Source organism: Bradyrhizobium sp. USDA 3397, assembly GCF_054060965.1.
Genome location: NZ_JBSSDS010000001.1, coordinates 5,681,399 through 5,701,567, shown reverse-complemented (window position 1 = coordinate 5,701,567; position 20,169 = coordinate 5,681,399). Strand labels below are relative to the sequence as shown.

20 protein-coding genes are annotated in these 20,169 nt (G+C 65.9%); 8 read left to right on the top strand and 12 right to left on the bottom strand.

Going from position 1 to position 20,169, the window contains the following annotated elements; genetic code table 11:
• Positions 1 to 123: 123 nt before the first annotated feature.
• The 3 genes from lysA to argH form a co-directional block, all read right to left on the bottom strand.
• Entirely contained in the window at positions 124 to 1,389 is a 1,266-nt protein-coding gene (gene lysA, locus ACVWYQ_RS26350) for a diaminopimelate decarboxylase (protein WP_456726537.1), read from the bottom strand.
• Between the two features lie 23 nt (positions 1,390 to 1,412).
• Positions 1,413 to 1,706, bottom strand: coding sequence for an LPS translocon maturation chaperone LptM (gene lptM, locus ACVWYQ_RS26345; protein ID WP_404545524.1), 294 nt, complete (start codon positions 1,704 to 1,706; stop codon positions 1,413 to 1,415).
• A 93-nt stretch (positions 1,707 to 1,799) separates the two neighbouring features.
• A complete protein-coding gene (argH, locus tag ACVWYQ_RS26340; RefSeq protein WP_404545522.1) occupies positions 1,800 to 3,197 on the bottom strand; it encodes an argininosuccinate lyase in 1,398 nt (465 codons plus the stop codon).
• 102 nt (positions 3,198 to 3,299) lie between these two features.
• Between argH and tlpA the strand changes: the two genes are divergently transcribed.
• Complete coding sequence (gene tlpA, locus ACVWYQ_RS26335; protein WP_271546117.1) at positions 3,300 to 3,962, top strand: thiol:disulfide interchange protein TlpA; 663 nt, start codon at positions 3,300 to 3,302, stop codon at positions 3,960 to 3,962.
• Between the two features lie 59 nt (positions 3,963 to 4,021).
• Here the strand turns inward: tlpA and ACVWYQ_RS26330 are convergent, their stop codons facing one another.
• From ACVWYQ_RS26330 to ACVWYQ_RS26305, 6 genes are all read right to left on the bottom strand, one after another.
• Positions 4,022 to 4,216 carry a hypothetical protein gene (locus ACVWYQ_RS26330; RefSeq protein ID WP_008543352.1) on the bottom strand — a complete coding sequence of 65 codons (195 nt, stop codon included), beginning with the start codon at positions 4,214 to 4,216 and terminating at the stop codon, positions 4,022 to 4,024.
• 204 nt (positions 4,217 to 4,420) lie between these two features.
• On the bottom strand, positions 4,421 to 5,302 hold the full coding sequence (locus ACVWYQ_RS26325) for a 3-hydroxybutyryl-CoA dehydrogenase (protein ID WP_128265896.1): 882 nt from the start codon (positions 5,300 to 5,302) through the stop codon (positions 4,421 to 4,423).
• A gap of 196 nt (positions 5,303 to 5,498) precedes the next feature.
• A complete protein-coding gene (locus ACVWYQ_RS26320; protein ID WP_036020748.1) occupies positions 5,499 to 6,443 on the bottom strand; it encodes an electron transfer flavoprotein subunit alpha/FixB family protein in 945 nt (314 codons plus the stop codon).
• Positions 6,443 to 7,192, bottom strand: coding sequence for an electron transfer flavoprotein subunit beta/FixA family protein (locus tag ACVWYQ_RS26315; protein ID WP_271546125.1), 750 nt, complete (start codon positions 7,190 to 7,192; stop codon positions 6,443 to 6,445). The genes ACVWYQ_RS26320 and ACVWYQ_RS26315 overlap by 1 nt, the downstream gene beginning before the upstream one ends.
• A gap of 126 nt (positions 7,193 to 7,318) precedes the next feature.
• On the bottom strand, positions 7,319 to 7,891 hold the full coding sequence (locus ACVWYQ_RS26310) for a cob(I)yrinic acid a,c-diamide adenosyltransferase (protein ID WP_275501249.1): 573 nt from the start codon (positions 7,889 to 7,891) through the stop codon (positions 7,319 to 7,321).
• A gap of 2 nt (positions 7,892 to 7,893) precedes the next feature.
• A complete protein-coding gene (locus tag ACVWYQ_RS26305) occupies positions 7,894 to 8,088 on the bottom strand; it encodes a twin transmembrane helix small protein (RefSeq protein ID WP_028178512.1) in 195 nt (64 codons plus the stop codon).
• A 314-nt stretch (positions 8,089 to 8,402) separates the two neighbouring features.
• On the opposite strand from ACVWYQ_RS26305, the gene ACVWYQ_RS26300 reads away from it, so the two are divergent.
• Positions 8,403 to 9,296, top strand: coding sequence for a YihY/virulence factor BrkB family protein (locus ACVWYQ_RS26300; protein ID WP_271546128.1), 894 nt, complete (start codon positions 8,403 to 8,405; stop codon positions 9,294 to 9,296).
• Here ACVWYQ_RS26300 and ACVWYQ_RS26295 read toward each other — a convergent pair.
• Both ACVWYQ_RS26295 and gluQRS read right to left on the bottom strand, forming a co-directional pair.
• The gene (locus ACVWYQ_RS26295; RefSeq protein ID WP_157286819.1) at positions 9,223 to 10,476 is read right to left on the bottom strand and encodes an ATP-binding protein; all 1,254 of its coding nucleotides are present in this window, start codon (positions 10,474 to 10,476) and stop codon (positions 9,223 to 9,225) included. The two genes, ACVWYQ_RS26300 and ACVWYQ_RS26295, sit on opposite strands and share 74 nt — an antisense overlap.
• Before the next feature lie 101 nt (positions 10,477 to 10,577).
• Positions 10,578 to 11,450 (bottom strand): tRNA glutamyl-Q(34) synthetase GluQRS, encoded by an 873-nt coding sequence (gene gluQRS, locus ACVWYQ_RS26290; protein WP_404545517.1) that lies wholly within the window; start codon positions 11,448 to 11,450, stop codon positions 10,578 to 10,580.
• Positions 11,451 to 11,635: 185 nt separating this feature from the next.
• On the opposite strand from gluQRS, the gene ACVWYQ_RS26285 reads away from it, so the two are divergent.
• On the top strand, positions 11,636 to 12,289 hold the full coding sequence (locus tag ACVWYQ_RS26285; RefSeq protein WP_157286851.1) for a DNA-3-methyladenine glycosylase family protein: 654 nt from the start codon (positions 11,636 to 11,638) through the stop codon (positions 12,287 to 12,289).
• On the opposite strand, the gene ACVWYQ_RS26280 is transcribed toward ACVWYQ_RS26285, so the two are convergent.
• The gene (locus ACVWYQ_RS26280) at positions 12,286 to 13,173 is read right to left on the bottom strand and encodes a LysR family transcriptional regulator (protein ID WP_035996816.1); all 888 of its coding nucleotides are present in this window, start codon (positions 13,171 to 13,173) and stop codon (positions 12,286 to 12,288) included. The genes ACVWYQ_RS26285 and ACVWYQ_RS26280 overlap by 4 nt on opposite strands.
• Before the next feature lie 179 nt (positions 13,174 to 13,352).
• Here ACVWYQ_RS26280 and ACVWYQ_RS26275 point away from each other — a divergent pair, with 179 nt between their 5' ends.
• The 5 genes from ACVWYQ_RS26275 to ACVWYQ_RS26255 all read left to right on the top strand — a co-directional run bounded on the left by ACVWYQ_RS26275 (position 13,353) and on the right by ACVWYQ_RS26255 (position 20,119).
• Entirely contained in the window at positions 13,353 to 14,327 is a 975-nt protein-coding gene (locus tag ACVWYQ_RS26275) for an NAD(P)H-dependent flavin oxidoreductase (RefSeq protein ID WP_404655778.1), read from the top strand.
• A gap of 34 nt (positions 14,328 to 14,361) precedes the next feature.
• On the top strand, positions 14,362 to 15,543 hold the full coding sequence (locus ACVWYQ_RS26270) for an ABC transporter substrate-binding protein (RefSeq protein ID WP_157286816.1): 1,182 nt from the start codon (positions 14,362 to 14,364) through the stop codon (positions 15,541 to 15,543).
• A 22-nt stretch (positions 15,544 to 15,565) separates the two neighbouring features.
• Entirely contained in the window at positions 15,566 to 17,092 is a 1,527-nt protein-coding gene (locus tag ACVWYQ_RS26265; RefSeq protein WP_456727209.1) for an acyl-CoA synthetase, read from the top strand.
• Between the two features lie 163 nt (positions 17,093 to 17,255).
• The gene (locus ACVWYQ_RS26260; protein ID WP_456726536.1) at positions 17,256 to 19,016 is read left to right on the top strand and encodes an NAD(P)/FAD-dependent oxidoreductase; all 1,761 of its coding nucleotides are present in this window, start codon (positions 17,256 to 17,258) and stop codon (positions 19,014 to 19,016) included.
• Between the two features lie 125 nt (positions 19,017 to 19,141).
• The gene (locus ACVWYQ_RS26255) at positions 19,142 to 20,119 is read left to right on the top strand and encodes a peptidyl-alpha-hydroxyglycine alpha-amidating lyase family protein (RefSeq protein ID WP_271546140.1); all 978 of its coding nucleotides are present in this window, start codon (positions 19,142 to 19,144) and stop codon (positions 20,117 to 20,119) included.
• The last annotated feature ends 50 nt before the right edge of the window (positions 20,120 to 20,169 follow it).

The window sequence follows — 20,169 nt, the reverse complement described above, 5'->3', positions numbered from 1 at the left end:
ACCACAGGACAACGTGTGGCGAAGACTCGGAGTCACTAGCTTGGCGTCACAATGACTGCCTGGGAGTATGGGTCCCCGCCTACGCGGGGACGACACCGCGGCTGTTGAGCCGATGTCGTCAACTCACAGCCACGGCGCCGGCGTGTCCATCGCAATGAGCTGCTCCACCTCCACGCGCGGGCGCACCACGGCGTACTGGTCGCCCTTCACCAGCACCTCGGGCACCAGCGGCCGGGTGTTGTAGGTGCCGGCCTGCACGGCGCCATAGGCGCCCGCGGTCATGATGGCGAGGAGATCGCCGGGCGCGGGCGTCGGCAGCGTGCGGTCGAGGGCGAGATAATCGCCGGTCTCGCAGACCGGGCCAACGACATCGGCCTTGATGGTGGCGGCGCCCTTGGCCGGCTGCTTCACCGCCAGGATGTCGTGATGCGCCTCGTACAGCGTCGGGCGGATCAGGTCGTTCATGGCGGCATCGATGATGACGAAATTCTTGCCGTCGCCGTGCTTCACATAGATCACCTTGGCGACGAGAATGCCGGCATTGCCGACGATCATGCGGCCCGGCTCGAACATCAGCGTGCAGCCGAGATTGTGGCTGACGCGCTTGACCATGGCGGCATAGGCCGCGGGCGCCGGCGGTGCCTCGCGATCCATGTAATAGGGAATGCCGAGACCGCCGCCGAAATCGACGTGGCTGATGTCGTGGCCGTCGGCGCGCAGCTCCTGCACGAATTCGGAGAGGATGCGGAACGCGGTCTCCATGCCGGACAGGTCGGTGATCTGGCTGCCGATATGCACGTCAGTGCCGGTCACCTTGATTCCGGGCAGCTTCGCCGCGCGCGCATAGACCTCGCGGGCATGCACGATCGGGATGCCGAACTTGTTCTCGGACTTGCCGGTGGAGATCTTTGCGTGCGTGCCGGCATCGACGTCGGGATTGACGCGGAGCGAGATGCGCGCGGTCTTGCCCATCTCGGTCGCGAGTCGCGACAGCAGCTCGAGCTCCGGCTCGGATTCGACGTTGAGGCAGAGGATGTCGGCGGCGAGCGCCGCGCGCAGCTCTGCCTCGGTCTTGCCGACGCCGGAAAAGACGATCTTGCTGGCGGGAATGCCGGCGGCCAAAGCGCGCTTCAGCTCGCCGCCTGAGACCACGTCGGCGCCGGCGCCGAGCTTGGCCAGCGTCCGCAGCACCGACTGGTTGGAGTTCGCCTTCATGGCGTAGCAGACCAGCACCTTCTCGCCGGCAAAGGCCTCGGTGAAGACGCGGTAGTGCCGCTCCAGCGTTGCGGTCGAATAGCAGTAGAACGGCGTGCCGACGGTGGCAGCCAGCTCGGACAGGTTCACCGCCTCGGCGTGCAGCACGCCGTTGCGATAGTCGAAATGGTTCATGGCGCAGGCTCGGTTGTCCCGGCTTATTTCTTGCCGGGAGGTTCGTCCAGGAGCGGGTCGAGAATAAACGATTTCTTTCGGCCCTTGGCCGCCGCGGGCGCGGCATCCGCGCTGGCCGTGGGTTCGAACAGGCTCGGCGCCTTCTGGGCCGCGGTCTCGGGCTCGACGGGTGCAGCGCCGGTGGCCGCGGACGTGTTGGAGGCGGTCGGCGGCAGATCCAGCGGGCCCTTGCGGCCGCAACCGGCAAGCGCGAGCGCCGTCAGGCTCAAGACAATGATGGCCCACCCCGAGCCGGCCGGGCGAAACTTTGACGTCACGACGAAATCCCCACTACGCGCGGTGCACCATACAGAGATTGGCGCGTTCTGGCGAGGGCCGGATGACCATGAAACATAAGCGAAATTTTGCCCTCAGCCCAATTTTCGCTCTTTTTCCAGCCGCTTCGCCCAGGCCTTGGCCTGGGACGTCACATTCTTCGGCGCGGTGCCGCCAAAGCTAGTGCGGCTCTTCACCGATGATTCGACCGAGAGCACGCCGAGCACGTCCTTGGTAATTTTGGGCTCGATCGCCTGCATTTCCTTCAGCGGCAGCTCGTGCAGCGCGACGCCCCCCTCGGCGGCCTTGGCGACGATGCGGCCCGTGACGTGGTGCGCCTCGCGGAACGGCATCTTCAGCGTCCGCACCAGCCAGTCGGCGAGGTCGGTCGCCGTGGCGTAACCCTCGCCCGCGGCCGCCTTCATCTTGGCTTCGTCCGGAACGAGATCACGGACCATGCCGGTCATGGCGCGGATTGCCAGCGACAGCGCGGCAAAACCCTCCATGGCGCCCTGCTTGTCCTCTTGCATGTCCTTTTGATAGGCGAGCGGCAGGCCCTTCATGACGATCAGGAGCCCGTTGAGCGCGCCGATGACGCGGCCGGTCTTGGCGCGCACCAGCTCGGCGGCATCCGGGTTGCGCTTCTGCGGCATGATCGAGGATCCCGTGGTGAACTTGTCGCTGAGCCGGATCATGCCGACCAGCGGCGAGGTCCAGATCACGATCTCCTCGGCAAAGCGCGACATGTGCACGGCGCAGATCGAGGCGGCCGACAGCGTCTCCAGTACGAAGTCGCGGTCGGAGACGGCGTCGAGCGAGTTCGCCATCGGGCGGTCGAAGCCGAGCGCCTTCGCGGTGGCATGGCGGTCGATCGGGAACGAGGTGCCGGCGAGCGCGGCCGCGCCCAGCGGCGATTCGTTCAGCCGCTTGCGGGCGTCCTGGAAGCGGCCGCGGTCGCGCGCCGCCATCTCGACATAGGCCAGCAGGTGATGGCCGAACGTGACGGGCTGCGCCGTTTGCAGATGCGTGAAGCCGGGCATCACGGTTGCGGCGTGCTCCAGCGCGCGGTCCACCAGGGCCTGCTGGAACGCGGCGAGCGCGGCATCGGTCTCGTCGATGACGTCGCGGACGAATAGACGGAAGTCGGTGGCGACCTGGTCGTTGCGCGAACGCGCGGTGTGCAGCCTGCCGGCGGCCGGGCCGATCAGCTCCGACAGGCGGCTCTCGACATTCATATGGATGTCCTCGAGCGCGCGCTTGAATTCGAAGCCGCCCTTGCCGATCTCTGACAGGATTGTGTCTAGACCCTTGCCGATATTTTTCGCATCAGAAGCCGTGATGATGCCCTGATTGGCCAACATCGCGGCGTGGGCCTTGGACGCGGCAATGTCCTGGGCGAAGAGGTGACGATCGACGTCGATGGAGACGTTGATCTCTTCCATGATCTCGTCGGGGCGTTCCGAGAACCGGCCGCCCCACATCTTGTTGCTCATGATCCCCTGTGCTCACGCCTGATTTGCCGAACGTTTGCTGGCCGCGGCCAGCCGTATTAAGAGGCCCCTGATAGCCATATCTGCGACCGGATGACAAACGATATGCTCGAACCGAAGCCCTCCACGCGCCGCATCCCCCTCGTCATCGCCACCGTGGCGATTGGCGGGCTGGCCGGCTTCGCCGCGCTGTACGGGCTGGGCCTGAGCCGGGCGCCATCTGGCGATCCGACCTGCAAGGCGGCGGTCGCGACGGCGCAGAAGATTGCCCCGCTCGCCCATGGCGAAGTGGCGGCGCTGACCATGGCAAGCACCCCCTTGAGATTGCCCGACCTCGCCTTCGAGGATTCCGAGGGCAAGCCGAAGAAGCTGTCCGACTTCCGCGGCAAGACCCTGCTGGTGAACCTCTGGGCGACCTGGTGCGTGCCCTGTCGAAAGGAGATGCCGGCGCTGGACGAGCTCCAGGGCAAGCTGTCGGGCCCGAATTTCGAGGTGGTGGCGATCAACATCGACACCCGCGACCTGGAGAAGCCGAAAACCTTCCTGAAAGACGCCAACCTTGTCAGGCTCGGCTATTTCAGCGACCACAAAGCCAAGGTTTTTCAGGATCTTAAAGCCGTGGGACGGGCGCTGGGCATGCCCACCTCGGTGCTGGTGGACCCGCAGGGCTGCGAGATCGCGACGATCGCCGGGCCGGCGGAATGGGCGAGCGAGGACGCACTCAAGCTGATCCGGGCGGCAACAGGGAAGGCCGTCGCGTCGCTTTAGATAGTCATTTTACGCATGATCCGATCGGAAAATCGGTTCCCACTCTTCCGGATCATGCGCTAGGCCGTGACGTTGAGATTGCCGCCGACGCCAGGGCCGACATTGGCGAGCGAGGGCTGGCCGGCGCCGAGCAGCGTCAGGACGGTGGATTTCTCCATATCCGCGTTCTGCTTGGTCAGCGTCGCCGCAATATTCGACTGCAGCGCGCCTTGCTGTGCGGCCAGCATGGTGCTGACCATTGCCATCATGTCCATTACGCGAACCCTCGTACCGGCCGTAACCTAGGCGCGAGAGGTTAACCCGACATGAACTGTGATGGAGCAGTACGGGCAATCGTGTCCCGGACAAGGGCCGGCACGCAAGTGACGCACCGCAGAGCCGGGACCCAGCATTCAGCGCGCGGCTCCTGGGCCCCGGCTCTGCAGCGCTCCGCGCTGCGCCCGAGGCACGAGACCACCTTACCGCGTCGGCACCGGCTTGGCGCCGCGGTAATCGTAGAAGCCGCGCTGGGTCTTGCGGCCGAGCCAGCCGGCCTCGACGTATTTCACCAGCAGCGGGCACGGGCGGTACTTGGAGTCGGCCAGCCCCTCGTGCAGCACCTGCATGATGGAGAGGCAGGTGTCGAGACCGATGAAATCGGCGAGCTCGAGCGGACCCATGGGATGGTGGGCGCCCAGTTTCATCGCCGCGTCGATCGCCTCGACGTTGCCGACGCCTTCATACAGCGTGTAGATCGCCTCGTTGATCATCGGCAGTAGGATGCGGTTGACGATGAAGGCCGGGAAATCCTCGGAGACCGCGACTTGCTTGCCGAGCCTGCCGACGAATTCCTTGGCGGTCTCGAAGGTGGCGTCGTCGGTGGCGATGCCGCGGATCAGTTCGACCAGTTCCATCAACGGCACCGGATTCATGAAGTGAATGCCGATGAAGCGCTCCGGGCGGTCGGTGGCGGCGGCGAGGCGCGTGATCGAGATCGAGGACGTATCGGAGGCGACGATCGCCTCCGGCTTCAACACGGCGCAGAGCTCGTGGAAGATCTTGCGCTTGACCTCTTCCTTCTCGACCGCGGTCTCGATGACGAGGTCGCAATCGGCGAGATCGTCCAGCTTCTCGGCTAGCTTGATACGCGCAATCGCCTTGGCCCTGTCGTCCTCGGTGACGGCCTTCTTGGAGACCTGACGCGCCAGATTGCCGTTAATGGTGGCCATGCCCGACTTGAGGCGGTCGGCTGAAACGTCGTTGAGCACCACGTCGAAGCCAGCGAGCGCCGCGACATGCGCGATGCCATTGCCCATCTGACCCGCGCCGATCACGCCGACCTTCTTGATCACTGCCGCCATATTGTCATCCACCGGAACGGCGCGCGGGGGGCGCGCCCTGCCTTTTCCCCTCGAGCCGGGAGGTCCGATTTAATCAGAACCTTGGCTCGAAACCTAGATTGGATCGCCTCCAAGGCGCGCCCCACGCCAAAGAAAACGCCTCAGAAACGCAACACCGGCCGGAGTTTATACCTCCGGCCGGTGTTTTCGATGCCTTTTACTTGCCGAGCTTGCCGAGTTCGGCGGTCAGCTCAGGAACCGCCTGGTAGAGATCGGCGACCAGGCCGTAGTCGGCGACCTGGAAGATCGGCGCGTCCTCGTCCTTGTTGATCGCGACGATCACCTTGGAGTCCTTCATGCCGGCCAGATGCTGGATCGCGCCGGAAATGCCGACCGCGACATAGAGCTCGGGCGCCACGACCTTGCCGGTCTGGCCGACCTGCCAGTCGTTCGGCGCATAGCCAGCATCGACCGCGGCGCGCGAGGCACCGACACCGGCCCCAAGCTTGTCCGCGAGCGGCTCGATGTACTTGGCGAAGTTCTCGCGGCTCTGCATGGCGCGGCCACCGGAGACAATGATCTTGGCCGAGGTCAGCTCGGGGCGATCGCTCTTGGCGACTTCCTCACCGACGAAAGTCGACAGGCCCGGATCGGCCGCCGCCGCCACGGTCTCGACCGGGGCGCTGCCGCCCTCGCCTGCTGCGGCGAAGGTGGAGGTGCGGACCGTGATGACCTTCTTGGCGTCCTTCGACTTCACCGTCTGGATGGCGTTGCCGGCGTAGATCGGGCGCTCATAGGTATCGGGCGCGACCACCTTGGTGATCTCCGAGACCTGCATGACGTCGAGCAGAGCGGCGATGCGGGGCATCACGTTCTTGAAGCGCGAGGTCGCCGGCGCGACGATGGCGTCATAGCCGGACGCCAGCGACACCACCAGCGCAGCCAGCGGCTCGGCGAGATCGTGCGCGTAGAGGTCGCCATCGGCGAGCAGCACCTTCTTCACGCCAGCGAGCTTGGCGGCGGCATCCGCCGCGGCCTTGGCGTTCTGGCCGGCAACCAGCACTTCGACATCCGCGCCGAGCGCGGCTGCCGCGGTCAGGGCCTTGTTGGTGGCGTCCTTGAGCGAGGCATTGTCGTGTTCGGCAATCAGAAGCGTCGTCATCAGAGCACCCCGGCTTCGTTCTTGAGTTTGGACACCAGCTCGGCGACGTCCTTGACCTTGACGCCGGCCTTGCGGCCCGCGGGCTCAGCCGTCTTTAGAACCTCGAGGCGCGCGGCGATGTCGACGCCGGTATCGGCGACGGTCTTCTCCGCGATCGGCTTCTTCTTCGCCTTCATGATGTTGGGCAGCGAGGCGTAGCGCGGCTCGTTGAGGCGGAGATCGGTGGTGACGATCGCCGGCCCCTTCAGCTTCACGGTCTGCAGGCCGCCATCGACTTCGCGGGTGACCTTGAAGTCCGAGCCTTCGACCTCGAGCTTGGAGGCAAAGGTTGCCTGCGACCAGCCGAGCAGCGCGGCCAGCATCTGGCCGGTCTGGTTGGAGTCGTCGTCGATCGCCTGCTTGCCGAGAATGATCAGGCCGGGCTGCTCTTCTTCCGCAACCTTCTTCAGGATCTTGGCGACAGCCAGCGGCTCGACCGTGCCCTCCGCCTTGACCAGGATGCCGCGATCGGCGCCCATGGCAAGACCGGTACGGATCGTCTCGGACGCCTGCGCAGGTCCAATCGAGACCACCACGACCTCGGTGGCCTTGCCGGCTTCCTTCAGGCGCAGCGCTTCCTCGACAGCGATTTCGTCGAAGGGGTTCATGGACATCTTGACGTTGGCGAGTTCAACGCCCGATCCATCGCCCTTGACGCGGACCTTGACGTTGTAATCGACCACCCGCTTTACCGGCACTAAGACCTTCATCGATCCTCTTTCACTCAATTTGGGAGGGGGGTTATCAACTGGCGCGGAACCTAAAGGCCTGATCTGCCCCGGTCAACGCGCGAACGGGTCTAATTTTGGCCCTCTGAAATGCGGGAGCGCGATGGGTCAGCGGTTCTGGCCGGGAACCCAGAGCACGTCGCCCGCGCCATTGCCGTTCACGACCCGGCTGGCCACGAAGAGAAAGTCGGACAGGCGATTCATATATTGGATGCCAGCCGCGCTGACCGGCTCGCCTGGCTGGGCCGCCAGTTCCACGATCACGCGTTCCGCCCTGCGGCATATCGTGCGCGCCACATGCAGATGGGCCGCGGCGGGCGTGCCGCCGGGAAGCACGAAGGAGGTCAGCGGCGCGAGCTTGTCGTTGAGCATGTCGATGTCGCGCTCGAGCCGTTCGACCTGGCTCGCCACCACCCGCAGCCGCTCGGCCTTGCCTTCCCGCTCCGGCACCGCGAGATCGGCACCAAGATCGAACAGATCGTTCTGGATGCGGCCGAGCATCGCGTCGAGCTCGTGCATCTCGGCGGTGTAGAGCCTGACCACGCCGATCGCCGCGTTGGTCTCGTCGACGGTGCCATAGGCCTCGATGCGCAGATCGTATTTCGGACGTCGCTCTCCGGTTCCGAGCGCCGTCGTGCCATCGTCACCGGTCTTCGTGTAGATGCGGTTCAGCACCACCATGATCAGCGTCCCATCGCCCAGACCGCGAGCATCGCGATGATGATCGCCACGAACTGAAGCAGCACGCGCCAGCGCATCAGCTTCTGCGAGGTGTTGGGCGAGCCGCCGCGCATCATGTTGATGAGCCCGAGCAGCAGCACCAGCGCCACGGCGCCGGCTGCGGCCGGCAGGATGAAAGTACTCAGGAGAGATGCCATTTGAAGGTAGATAACACCGTGTGTGCCGGTCCGCCATCTCCCCAGCTCGTCATTCCAGGGCGATGCGGCGGGACCGAGCGCAGCGAGGCCCGGCACATCGGGCTCGGAATCCATCGGGCCACTTGCGCCGCGGCTAGATGGATTCCGGGCTCGCGCTTGGCGCGCCCCCGGAATGACGGCGGGGCGCTTCGCGAACTGGCTTTTGGGCCAAGAATATCAGATGGTAGCGCGATGATTTTTCGATTTGCGCCCATTGCTTGTTCTCCTGGCCTCTCCCTACGTGCAGAGGGAGAGGGCAGCGGCGTAGGTGCCAAGTGAAAGCCATCCGCTACATCTACTGCGTCGCTGAGGACGCGTTCTACACGTTCCTCGCCGATGACGGCTGGGCGATCGCAAGCCACATCGCGCTGTCGACGCTGATGGCGCTGTTCCCATTCCTGATCGTGCTGACCGCGCTCGCCGGCTTCTTCGGCTCCAAGGAACTCGCCGACCAGGCGGCCAGCCTGATGCTCCAGGTCTGGCCCAAGCAAGTCGCCGATTCGATCTCGGGCGAGGTGCATGACGTGCTGACCACCACCCGTACCGGGCTTCTGACCATCGGCGCGGCGCTGTCGGTCTATTTCGCCTCGAACGGCGTCGAGGCGCTCAGGGTCGCGCTCAACCGCGCCTATGCGGTGGTGGAGATGCGAAGCTGGTACTGGCTCCGGCTGGAATCAATCGCCTATACGATCATTGCGGCCTTCACGGCGCTCGCCATGGCGTTCCTGATCGTGCTCGGCCCGCTCATCATCGAGGCCGCGCGGCGCCACATTCCCCTGTTCGTCGAATCGAACGAGAGCATCCTCACCTGGGTGCGCTACGGCATCTCCATCGGCGCGCTGGTGATCGCACTGCTCATCCTGCACGCCTGGCTGCCGGCGGGACGGCGCAGCTTCCTGCAGATACTGCCCGGCATCGTCTTCACCATCGTGGCGTCACTGATCTCCAGCATCGTGTTCGGCCAATACCTGGCCCGCTTTGCCAACAACTACGTGACCATGTATGCGGGGCTCGCCTCGGTGATCATCGCGCTGGTGTTTCTGTACTTCATCGCCGCGATCTTCGTTTACGGCGGCGAGCTGAACGCCGCGATCATCAAGTCGAGGCTTCCTCACGGCGTGTCGCTTCAAGCAGCGCAGTCGCTAAAGCCCTCGGAGACACAGGCTTAACCAGGAAGGCGTCGGCCCCGGCTTCGCGCGAGGCGGCCTCGTCCTCGCCGCGGCCGGACACGCCGATGATCGGGATCCGAGCCAGCGGCGTTGGCAGCATGCGAATCCGCCTGATGGCCTCGATGCCGTCAATGCCCGGCAGCACCATGTCCATCAGCACCGCGTCGAATGCGCCCTGCTCCAGCCGGTTCACGGCGTCCTCGCCGCGCCCGATGAATTCGGCATGATGGCCGAGCTCGGTCAGGATGGTGTTGAGCACGACGCGGCCGAACGGGTTGTCCTCGACACTGAGCACGCGGAGCGCAGCCACCGCCTCGGGCTCGCTGCCGTCCTTCGCCTTGCGGACCTTGCCCGGTCCCGCCGCGTCCAGCGACACCGTCAATGTGAAGGTGGCGCCGCCACCGCGGCGCGGAGCGACGGTGATATCGCCGCCCATCGCCCGCGCCAATTGCTTGACCGAGGAGAGCCCCAAGCCGGCGCCGCCGAAGCGTGCGGCAATGGTGACATTGGCCTGGGTGAACGGGCGGAATAGCCGCTTGATCTCGGTCATGGTCAGGCCGATGCCGCTGTCGGACACGGCGAAAGCGACGCCGACCCTGCCCTTTGCTTTACCTTTGGCCGGACGCCACGGCTCGACCGCGAGGGCCACACCGCCCTGGTCGGTGAATTTCACGGCGTTGTCGATCAGGTTCTCGAGCGCGGCGCGCAGGCGGACGGAATCACCGACCACGAGCCCTGGGATCTTGTCGGCGATCTCGACCTTGGCCTGGAGACCTTTGGCCGCGGCACGGCCGGCCAGGGAATCGCCGGCGGTACGGGCGAGCGCCTTGAGATCGAACAGGTCCTGCCGCGGCGTGCTGCCGCCCTTTCCCGTTCTGGCAGCATCCACGAACAGCGTGGCGAGGCTCGCCAGATGCTCGGCGCCGGCCTTGATAGTGTCGGCCCAGCGCCGCTCCCGCTCGCCGAGATCGGAGGTCGCGAGCAGGTCGCTGATCGCGAGAATGCCGGTCAGGGGGGTGCGGACCTCATGGGCAAACGCGGCCAGCGCCGCCTGGACGACATCAGGCGCAACCGCCTTGGTGCTGCGCTTGCGCAGCTGGCCTGCCGCCCTGGGCCGCTTCCGAAGCGGCCGCCGCCTGGACGTCCGGGTGGTGCGCACTGGACGCGTCTTCGCCGCCATGAATCCCCTTCGAAGTACCCTCTTCGAACCCCGCGCTGGCCAAGCATGGCACGGAGGAACGCCCGGAGTCACGGCGACGTTTCGCTAACCCCCAGAGAAACTTAACCTAATCCCACCAGCCCGCGGATCGCGGCAGGCGTGAGGCCGGCCGCGCGCAATTCGCGCAGACCGGTCGAGCGGCCCGATTTCGACAGCTTCCGACCCGCCTCATCGCGAATCAACCGGTGATGGCGATAGGCCGGCTCGGGCAGGCCGAGCAGGACCTGGAGCAGGCGGTGCACCGCGGTGGCGTGAAACAGGTCCTGCCCCCGCACGATCTCGCTGGCGCCCTGGAGCGCGTCGTCGACGACCACCGAGAGATGGTAGCTGGTCGGCGTTTCCTTGCGGGCCAGGATGACATCGCCCCAGGCCTCCGGTCGCGTCGGGACGACGCCGCGTTCGCCATCCGGCCCCTCGCCGAGCTCGTTCCAGCTCAGGCCGGCGACGCGGCGGCAGGCGGCCGCCATGTCGAGCCGCAGCGCATAGGGCACGCCCGAGGCGATCAGCTGCGCGCGCTTGTCAGCCGAAAGTGATTTGGCCTCGCCCGGATAAAGCGGCGCGCCGTCGGGATCGCGCGGCCACGGGCCAGCGGCCTCGCGCGCCGCCACCAGCCTTGCGATCTCGGCGCGGCTTTCGAAGGCGGGATAGACAAGACCGAGCACAGAGAGCTTTTCCAGCGCAGCGCGATAATCGGCGAGATGTTCGGATTGACGCCGAACCGGCGTCTCCCAGGCAATCCCGAGCCAGGCGAGATCCTCGTAGATCGCCGTCTCGAACTCCGGCCGGCACCGCGTCGCGTCGATGTCCTCGATTCGCAGCAGCAATCGGCCGCCGGTCTCCCGCGCGCGATCGAAGTTGAGCAGCGCGGAATAGGCGTGGCCGAGATGCAGGAAGCCGTTCGGGCTCGGGGCGAATCGGAAAACGGGTGGTGCCATCACATGAATCTCGTCATGGCCGGGCTTGTCCCGGCCATCCACGTTCTTCGGTACCACAGACCGATGGTGTCAACGTCACGAACAAACACCACGACCACCGCTCATGCTACACAGTGCCTCGCGGTGAGAAAGACGTGGATGGCCGGGACAAGCCCGGCCATGACGCTGGAGAGAACCCGCCCGCCATGACCATCCACCTCGAAACCCAGTCCGATCTCGAAGAGGCCGTCCACGCGCTGATCAAGCGCGATCCGCGGCTCAAGCCCGTGCTCGAGATCGCGGGCATGCCGGCGTTGCGGCGGCGCGAGCCCGGGTTTACGGGGCTCGCGCACATCGTTTGCGGACAGCAGCTCTCCACCGCGAGCGCCGCGGCGATCTGGGGACGGCTGTCGGCCGCATTCGATCCGCTCGACCATGACGCCGTGCGCCGCGCCCGCGCCGACCGGCTGGGGCGGCTCGGCCTCTCCGCCGCCAAGATCAAGACGCTCAAGCATCTCGCCCGCGAGATCGCCGCGCAGCGGCTGAATCTCGACGTGCTCGCCGAGGAGGATGCCGACGCCGCGCATCACACCCTGATCGCGCTGCCCGGCATCGGCCCCTGGACGGCCGACCTCTACCTGTTGTTCTGCCTCGGCCACGGCGATGCCTGGCCGGCCGGCGACCTCGCCGTGCAGGAAGGCATCCGTATCGGCCTCGGCCTCAAGGCGCGGCCGACGGAGAAGCAGATGGCGCCGATCGCCGAGCCCTGGCGTCCGCTGCGCGGTGCGGCGGCGCATCTGTGGTGGAGCTATTACCGCGCGGTGAAGAAGCGCGAGGGCGTGCTCGCGGGAGCGGGCTAACCCCGTAGCCGCGCGCGGTCGGTCCGGGCGCATTCGGCGACGAATTCGATCACGGCGCGCACCGCCGGCAGCTCGACGAGGTCGGGGTGGGCCAGCAGCCAGAGATCCGCCACGCTGGCGAGCTTCTGCGGAGCGACGCGCACGAGATCGGAGTAGGCTTCGGCGACGAAGCACGACAGCGCGGAGATTCCGATGCCGGCGCGGACCGCCGCCAGCATGTCCCCCTGGGACGAGCAGCGCATCGCCACCCTTGCCTGCCGCGTGACGACGTCGCTCCAGCGCGCAAGCTGCGCATTGGACGTCTGGTCGGCGAAGCCGATGACGCTGTGCTCCTTCCAATCGCCGCGCCGTTCCGGCAAGGACCGCCCGGCGGCATAATCGCGCGAGGCATAGAAGCCGGTGCCGAGACGGCCGATCTTGCGGCCGACCAGGTTCTCCTCCCCGGTATCGAAGGGCCGCAGCACCACGTCCGCCTCACGCCGGCGCACGCTCGCCGGAAAGGGATGGGTGATGATCTCGAGCTGGATATGATCGTGCGCGCGCAGGAAGGCTGGCAAGCGCGGCATCAGCCAGTGCGAGGCCAGCGTCGCGCCGATCGACAGCTTGACGATGCCGCGCGCCTTGTGTCCACCCGCCGCCACTGCGGTCTCGGCCCGCAGCGCTGCGGCCGCCATGGCCTCGGCGTGCTCGCGCAAGGTCCGTCCATCCGCGGTCAGCGCCAGGCCGTCGGCGGCGCGCGCCACCAATCTGGTGCCGAGCTGGGCTTCCAGCGCCGCGATCTTGCGGCTGACAGTGGGATGGCTGGTGTGCAGGCGGCGGGCAGCGGCGGTGAAGCTGCCGGTATCGGCGACCGCGACGAAGGTCTTGCAAAGGTCCCAATCCATCGGCAGCCCTGTTCATACCTGAATGATCGTCCGTTCATTATTGAACGGCCGGGCCGCGTCGTCCAACCTTATAATGGGATCAAATCCGCGGCCCGGGCGGCCCATCCGCCCGCGCGACAATCAATACGGAAACGCCTCGTCATCCGCCCGCGGGCGGGGCTGCGTTTCGGGAGGACATGATGGCACTACCCAATCTCTTGAAGGATTCGCTCGAGCTGCCCGTGGTCGGCTCGCCGCTGTTCATCGTCTCCGGCCCGGAACTGGTGATCGCTCAGTGCAAGGCGGGCGTCGTCGGCTCCTTTCCCGCGCTCAATGCCCGCCCGGTCGAGAAGCTCGGCGAATGGCTGAGCCGGATCGAGGACGAGCTCGGCGAGTACAAATCGCGCAATCCCGGCAAGAAGGTCGCGCCCTACGCCGTCAACCAGATCTGCCATGCCTCGAACGACCGGCTGATGAAGGACATGGAGACCTGCGTCAAGCACAAGGCGCCGATCATCATCACCTCGCTGCGGCCGCCGGCGGAGATCGTCGAGGCCGCGCATTCCTATGGCGGGCTGGTGTTCCACGACGTCATCAACGTCAAGCACGCGCGCAAGGCCGCCGAGCAGGGCGTCGACGGCCTGATCCTGGTCTGCGCCGGTGCGGGCGGGCACGCCGGCACGCTGTCGCCCTTTGCGCTGGTGCGCGAGGTCAAGCAATGGTTTGACGGCGCCGTCCTGCTGTCGGGCGCGATCAGCGACGGCTATGGCATCGCCTCGGCGCTGACGCTGGGCGCCGACCTCGCCTATATGGGCACGCGCTTCATCGCGACGCAGGAAGCCAACGCCGATGAGGCCTATAAATCTGCGCTGACGCAGCACGCCGCGCACGACATCGTCTACACCAACCTGTTCACCGGCGTGCACGGGAATTACCTGGGGCCGTCGATCGCTGCCGCCGGCCTCGACCCGGACAACCTCCCCGCCGCCGACAAATCGAAGATGAATTTCGGCTCCGGCGGCAACATGAAGTCCAAGGCGTGGCGCGACATCTGGGGATCGGGCCAGGGCATCGGCCAGATTACTGATGCCCCGCCCGTTGCGGAGCTCGTCGACCGCATGAAGCGTGAATTCGATCAGGCGAGGCAGGATTTCCTAATGCGCGTCTGCGCCTGACGTCTCCAACTGACAAGACAAACGGGAGGATATCATGAAGCTGGCAGCCGCACTGATCGGTCTGTCCCTGCTGGCACTCGCCACGGACAGCGCTCACGCCGAAGGCACGGAGATACGGATCGGACAGACCCTGCCCTATAGCGGCCCGGCCTCCGGCTTCGGTGCGATCGGCCGGACGCAGGAGGCGTTCTTCGAGAAGATCAATGCCGAAGGCGGCATCAACGGCCGCAAGGTCAAGTTCATCACGCTGGACGATGCCTACTCGCCGCCGAAGACGGTTGAGCAGACCCGCAAGCTGGTGGAGCAGGACGAAGTGCTGATGCTGTTCGGCTCGCTCGGCACCGCCACCAATAGCGCCGTGCATCGCTACCTCAACGGCAAGAAGGTGCCGCAGCTGTTCGTGCTTTCCGGCGCGACCAAATGGGCCGATCCGCAGAAATATCCATGGACCATGCCCGGCATGGCCGCCTATGAATCCGAAGGCGTGGTCTATGCCAAGCACGTGCTGCGCACCAAGCCGGGCGCCAAGATCGCCATCCTGTCCCAGAACGACGATTTCGGCCGCGACTATGTCGCCGGCTTCAAGCGCGCGCTCGGGGACAAGGCCGCCGGCATGATCGTTGCGGAGGCGACCTACGAGACCAGCGCGCCGACGATCAGCTCGCAGCTCTCGACCCTGAAGGCATCTGGCGCCGACGTGCTGTTCGGCGTCGTGCTCGGCAAGTTCACCTCGCAGATGATCAAGGGCGTCGCCGAGCTCGGCTGGAAGCCCGAGCTGTTCTTCGTGCCGACCTCGGCCTCGTCGATCTCGTTCCTGGAGCCTGCCGGGCTCGAGAACGCCGTCGGCCTGATCTCGTCGAGCAACCAGAAGGACACGATGGACCCGCAATGGGCCAGCGATCCCGGCGTGAAGGAGTATTTCGCCTTCATGAAGCAGTACATGCCGAATGCGGACCTCTCCAACTCCAACTATGCGGCCGGCTACCATTACGCGACGCTGCTGATGACGGTGCTGAAGGCATGCAAGGACGATTTCAGCCGCGACAACATCATGCGCCAGTCCGCCTCGCTGAAAGAGGTGAAGCTGCCGCTGCTGCTGCCCGGCATATCCGTCAGCACCGCAGCCGACGACTATCTGCCGTTCCAGCAGCTGCAGCTGCGGCGCTTCAACGGCAAGAGCTGGGTCGGCTTCGGCGACGTGCTGGACGATCGCTGACTCCAACGGAATGGGAATGACCATGATCATCAGCGGCGAACGCCGGATCGGCCATGACGAGATCCAGGCGCGCATCAGGCGCGCGGCGAGCGGGCTGCGCGCCCTCGGCCTTGCCGAAGGCGCACCGGTCGCCATGATGCTGCGCAACGACTTCGCCTTGTTCGAGGTGGTCGCGGCCTCGGCCGCACTGGGCAGCCCCGTGGTGCCGATCAACTGGCACCTGAAGGCCGAGGAGGTCCGCTACATCCTGACCGACAGCGGCGCGAAGATCCTGATCTGCCACGCCGACCTGCTGCCGCAAATCCGCGGCGGCACTCCGGAGGATGTCCGCCTGCTCGTGGTCGCGACGCCGCCCGAGCTGGCGGCGACCTTCGCCATTCCCCAGGAGCTGACCGAGATCCCGGCTGGCCTCACCGACTGGGACCGCTGGCGCGACGGCCACACCGAAATGCAGGAGCCGCCGCGCCGGGCCGCGGCGATGATCTACACCTCTGGCACGACAGGCATGCCGAAGGGCGTGCGGCGTATGCCGATGCAGCCGGAACAGGCCGCCGCCTCCGAGCGGGTCGGCGCGATCGCCTACGGCATCAAACCGCGCGAGGACCAGGTCGTGCTGATCAACGGTCCCATGTACCACTCGGCGCCGCATTCCTACGGCATGATGGCGTTCCGCAACGGCTGCACCATCGTGCTTCAGCCGCGCTTCGACGCCGAGGAGCTGCTGGCGCTGATCGAGCGCCACCGTGTGACGCATATCCACATGGTGCCGACTATGTTCGTCCGTCTGCTGCGCCTGCCCGAAGCGGTCAGGCAGCGTTACGACCTGTCGTCGCTGCGCTTCGTCGTGCACGGCGCGGCGCCCTGCCCGCCCGAGGTGAAGCGGGCCATGATCGAGTGGTGGGGACCGGTCATCAACGAATATTTCGGCTCGACCGAGACCGGCATCCCGGTCTGGCACTCGGCCGAAGAGGCGCTGAAGAAGCCCGGCACGGTCGGCCGCGCCATCGAAGGCGGCATCGTCAAGATCTTTCGCGACGACGGCAGCCTCTGCGATGCTGGTGAGGTCGGCGAGATCTACATGCGCCAGACCGCGGTGCCCGATTTCGACTATCACGGCAAGGCGCAGGCGCGCGCCGAGGCCGGGCGCGACGGTCTCGTCAGCGTCGGCGACGTCGGCTATCTCGATGAGGACGGCTATCTGTTCCTGTGCGACCGCAAGCGCGACATGGTGATCTCGGGCGGCGTCAACATCTATCCCGCCGAGATCGAGAACGTGTTGATCGCGATGCCCGGCGTGCGCGATTGCGCCGTGTTCGGCATCCCGGACGCGGAATATGGCGAGCGGCTGTGCGCCTGCATCGAGCCCGACAGGGCCGAGCAACTCTCGGCCGCCGCGGTGCAGGCTTATCTGCGCGAACGCCTGGCCAACTTCAAGGTGCCGAAGGAGGTCAAGTTCCTGGATGCGCTGCCCCGCGAGGCAACCGGAAAGATCTTCAAGCGCAAGCTGCGCGATCCCTATTGGGCAGACCGGGGGCCGGGCGGCGCTTAAGCCGTTCTCCGGCGGCGTCCGCACGCGTGGAATTCCGGGCCATATTCCGTCCGGGCAGGGCCGCATGCCGGCCTCGCTCGGGTCCGCGGCTTTTGGCGGGCGGCGAAACCGTATAGCGTTCGATCTCTGAGGAAACGCCGCGAAGACGGCCATGAGGTCGCGCATGCTGGACCGGACGCAGGATATTTCCATTGCCGCACAGGCCTGGCTCGACGACTTCGAGCGCACCTTAAGCAGACCTGATCCCGCGACGCTGGGCCCGCTCTTCCTCGCCGACGGCTTCTGGCGCGACGTGCTGGCGCTGAGCTGGAACCTGCAGACAATCGCCGGGCGCGAGACGATTGCGCAAGCGCTGGCCGCGCTGGCGCCCAAGGCAACGCCGACCAATTTCAAGATCGCACCGAACCGGGCGCCGCCGCGCTGGGTGACGCGGGCCGGCACCAACAACATCGAAGCGATCTTCAATTTTGAGACCGCGCTCGGCCGCGGCAGCGGCATCGTCCGGCTCATTCCCGACGGCCCTGACGACAGCCTGAAAGCCTGGACGCTGCTCACCGCGCTCGACGAATTGAAAGGCTTCGAGGAACAACTCGGCACCTGGCGGCCGCGCGGCCAGGCCTATTCGCGCGACTTCTGCGGGCCGAACTGGCTCGACCAGCGCAACGCCTCGCGCGACTATGTCGATCGTGACCCGGCCGTGCTGGTGGTCGGCGGCGGCCAGGCCGGGCTCGCCATTGCTGCGCGGCTAAAGCAGCTGAAGGTCGACACCCTGATCGTCGATCGCGAGATGCGGATCGGCGACAATTGGCGCAAGCGTTATCACGCGCTGACCCTGCACAACCAGGTGCAGGTGAATCACCTGCCCTATATGCCGTTTCCGCCGAACTGGCCGGTCTATATCCCCAAGGACAAGCTCGCCAACTGGTTCGAGGCCTATGTCGATGCGATGGAGCTGAACTTCTGGACCGGCACCGACTTCGAGGGCGGCGCCTATGACGAGGCTAAAGGCCACTGGACCGTCACGCTGCGGCGCGCCGACGGCAGCAAGCGCACCATGCATCCGCGCCATGTGATCATAGCGACCGGCGTCAGCGGCATCGCCAACATTCCCGACATTCCGACCCTCGACAATTTCAAGGGCACGCTGGTGCATTCCAGCCGTTACGAGGACGGGGAGAACTGGACCGGCAAGCGCGCGATCGTCATCGGCACCGGCAACAGCGGTCACGACATCGCGCAGGATCTTCATTCCAGCGGCGCCGAGGTGACGCTGGTGCAGCGTTCGCCGACGCTGGTCACCAATATCGAGCCGTCGGCGCAGCTGGCCTATGCGACCTACAACGAGGGCACGCTCGAGGACAACGACCTGATTGCGGCCTCGATGCCGACGCCGCTCGCGAAGAAGACGCATGCGATGCTGACCGAGCAATCCAAGGAGCTCGACAAGGAGCTGCTCGACGGCCTCTCGCGCGTCGGCTTCAGGCTCGATTTCGGCGAGGCCGGCACCGGCTGGCAGTTCAAATACCTCACCCGTGGCGGCGGCTATTATTTCAACGTCGGCTGCTCCAACCTGATCGTCGAGGGCAAGATCAAGCTCAGGCAGATTTCCGACATCGAAAGCTTCAACGCCGAGGGCGCGCGGATGAAGGACGGCTCAATCATCGCCGCCGACCTGATCGTGCTCTCGACCGGCTACAAGCCGCAGGAGTATCTGGTGCGCAAGCTGTTCGGCGACGGCATCGCCGACCGCGTCGGCCCGATCTGGGGTTTTGGCGACGGCTTCGAGCTGCGCAACATGTATGCGCGCACCAAGCAGCCCGGCCTCTGGTTCATTGCGGGGAGCCTGGCGCAATGCCGGATCAACTCGAAATATCTGGCGCTGCAGATCAAGGCGATCGAGGAAGGGATTTTGGCACGAATATAGCTACAGCCGTCATTCCGGGGCGCGCGTCAGCGCGAACCCGGAATCCATGGAAACTCCGGAACCCGCGGCCCGATGGATTCCGGGCTCACGCTCCCCGTGCCCCGGAATGACAAGAGGAGATATCAATGCCAGCCATTCTCGGCACCGGCGAGCACCGCTACCGCGTCGTCGACAACTTCGCGAGATTGCCGGACGGCTGGCAACTCACCGACGTCGCCTCGGTCGCGGTCGACAGCAAGGACCGCGTCTACGTCTTCAACCGCGGCGCCCACCCGATGGTGGTGCTGGACCGCGAGGGCAATTTCCTGCGCAGTTTTGGCGAGGGCCTATTCTCGCGCGCGCACGGCCTGCATATCGACGCCGACGACAATCTCTATTGCACCGACGACGGCGACCATACCGTGCGCAAATGCACCACCGACGGCAAGGTGCTGCTGACGATCGGCATTCCCGCAAAGCCGGCGCCGTTCATGAGCGGCGAGCCGTTCCACCGCTGCACCCATACCGCGCTGTCGCCGAAGGGCGAGATCTACGTCTCCGACGGCTATGGCAATGCGCGCGTGCACAAATTCACGCCCGACGGCAAGCTGATCAAGAGCTGGGGCGAGCCGGGCACCGATCCCGGCCAGTTCAATATCGTGCACAATATCGCCACCGATGCCGACGGCTGGGTCTATGTCGCCGATCGCGAGAACCACCGCGTCCAGGTGTTCGACGGCGAGGGCAAATACGAGACGCAGTGGAACAATCTGCACCGGCCCTGCGCGCTGTGCTGCTGCGGCGGGGCCAAGAGCCCGACCTTCGTCATCGGCGAGCTCGGCCCCGGCCTTGCCATCAACCGCAATGTGCCCAATCTCGGCCCGCGGCTGTCGATCGTCGATGCACAAGGCAAACGCATCGCACGGCTTGGCGGCGAGGAGGGCCCGGGCGTTGCCAGCGGCAAATTCCTCGCGCCGCATGGGCTCGCACTGGACTCGAGGGGTGACATCTATGTCGGCGAGGTCGGCGTCACCAATTGGACGACCAGCTTTCCGGACGAGGAGATGCCGGCCGCGGTGCGCGCGACGCGCTGCCTGCAGAAGCTGGAGCGGGTACGGGAGTAGCTGCCATGGCAACGGCAGCTCATGCTGGGGCGGTTCCGCGCGCCCCCTGG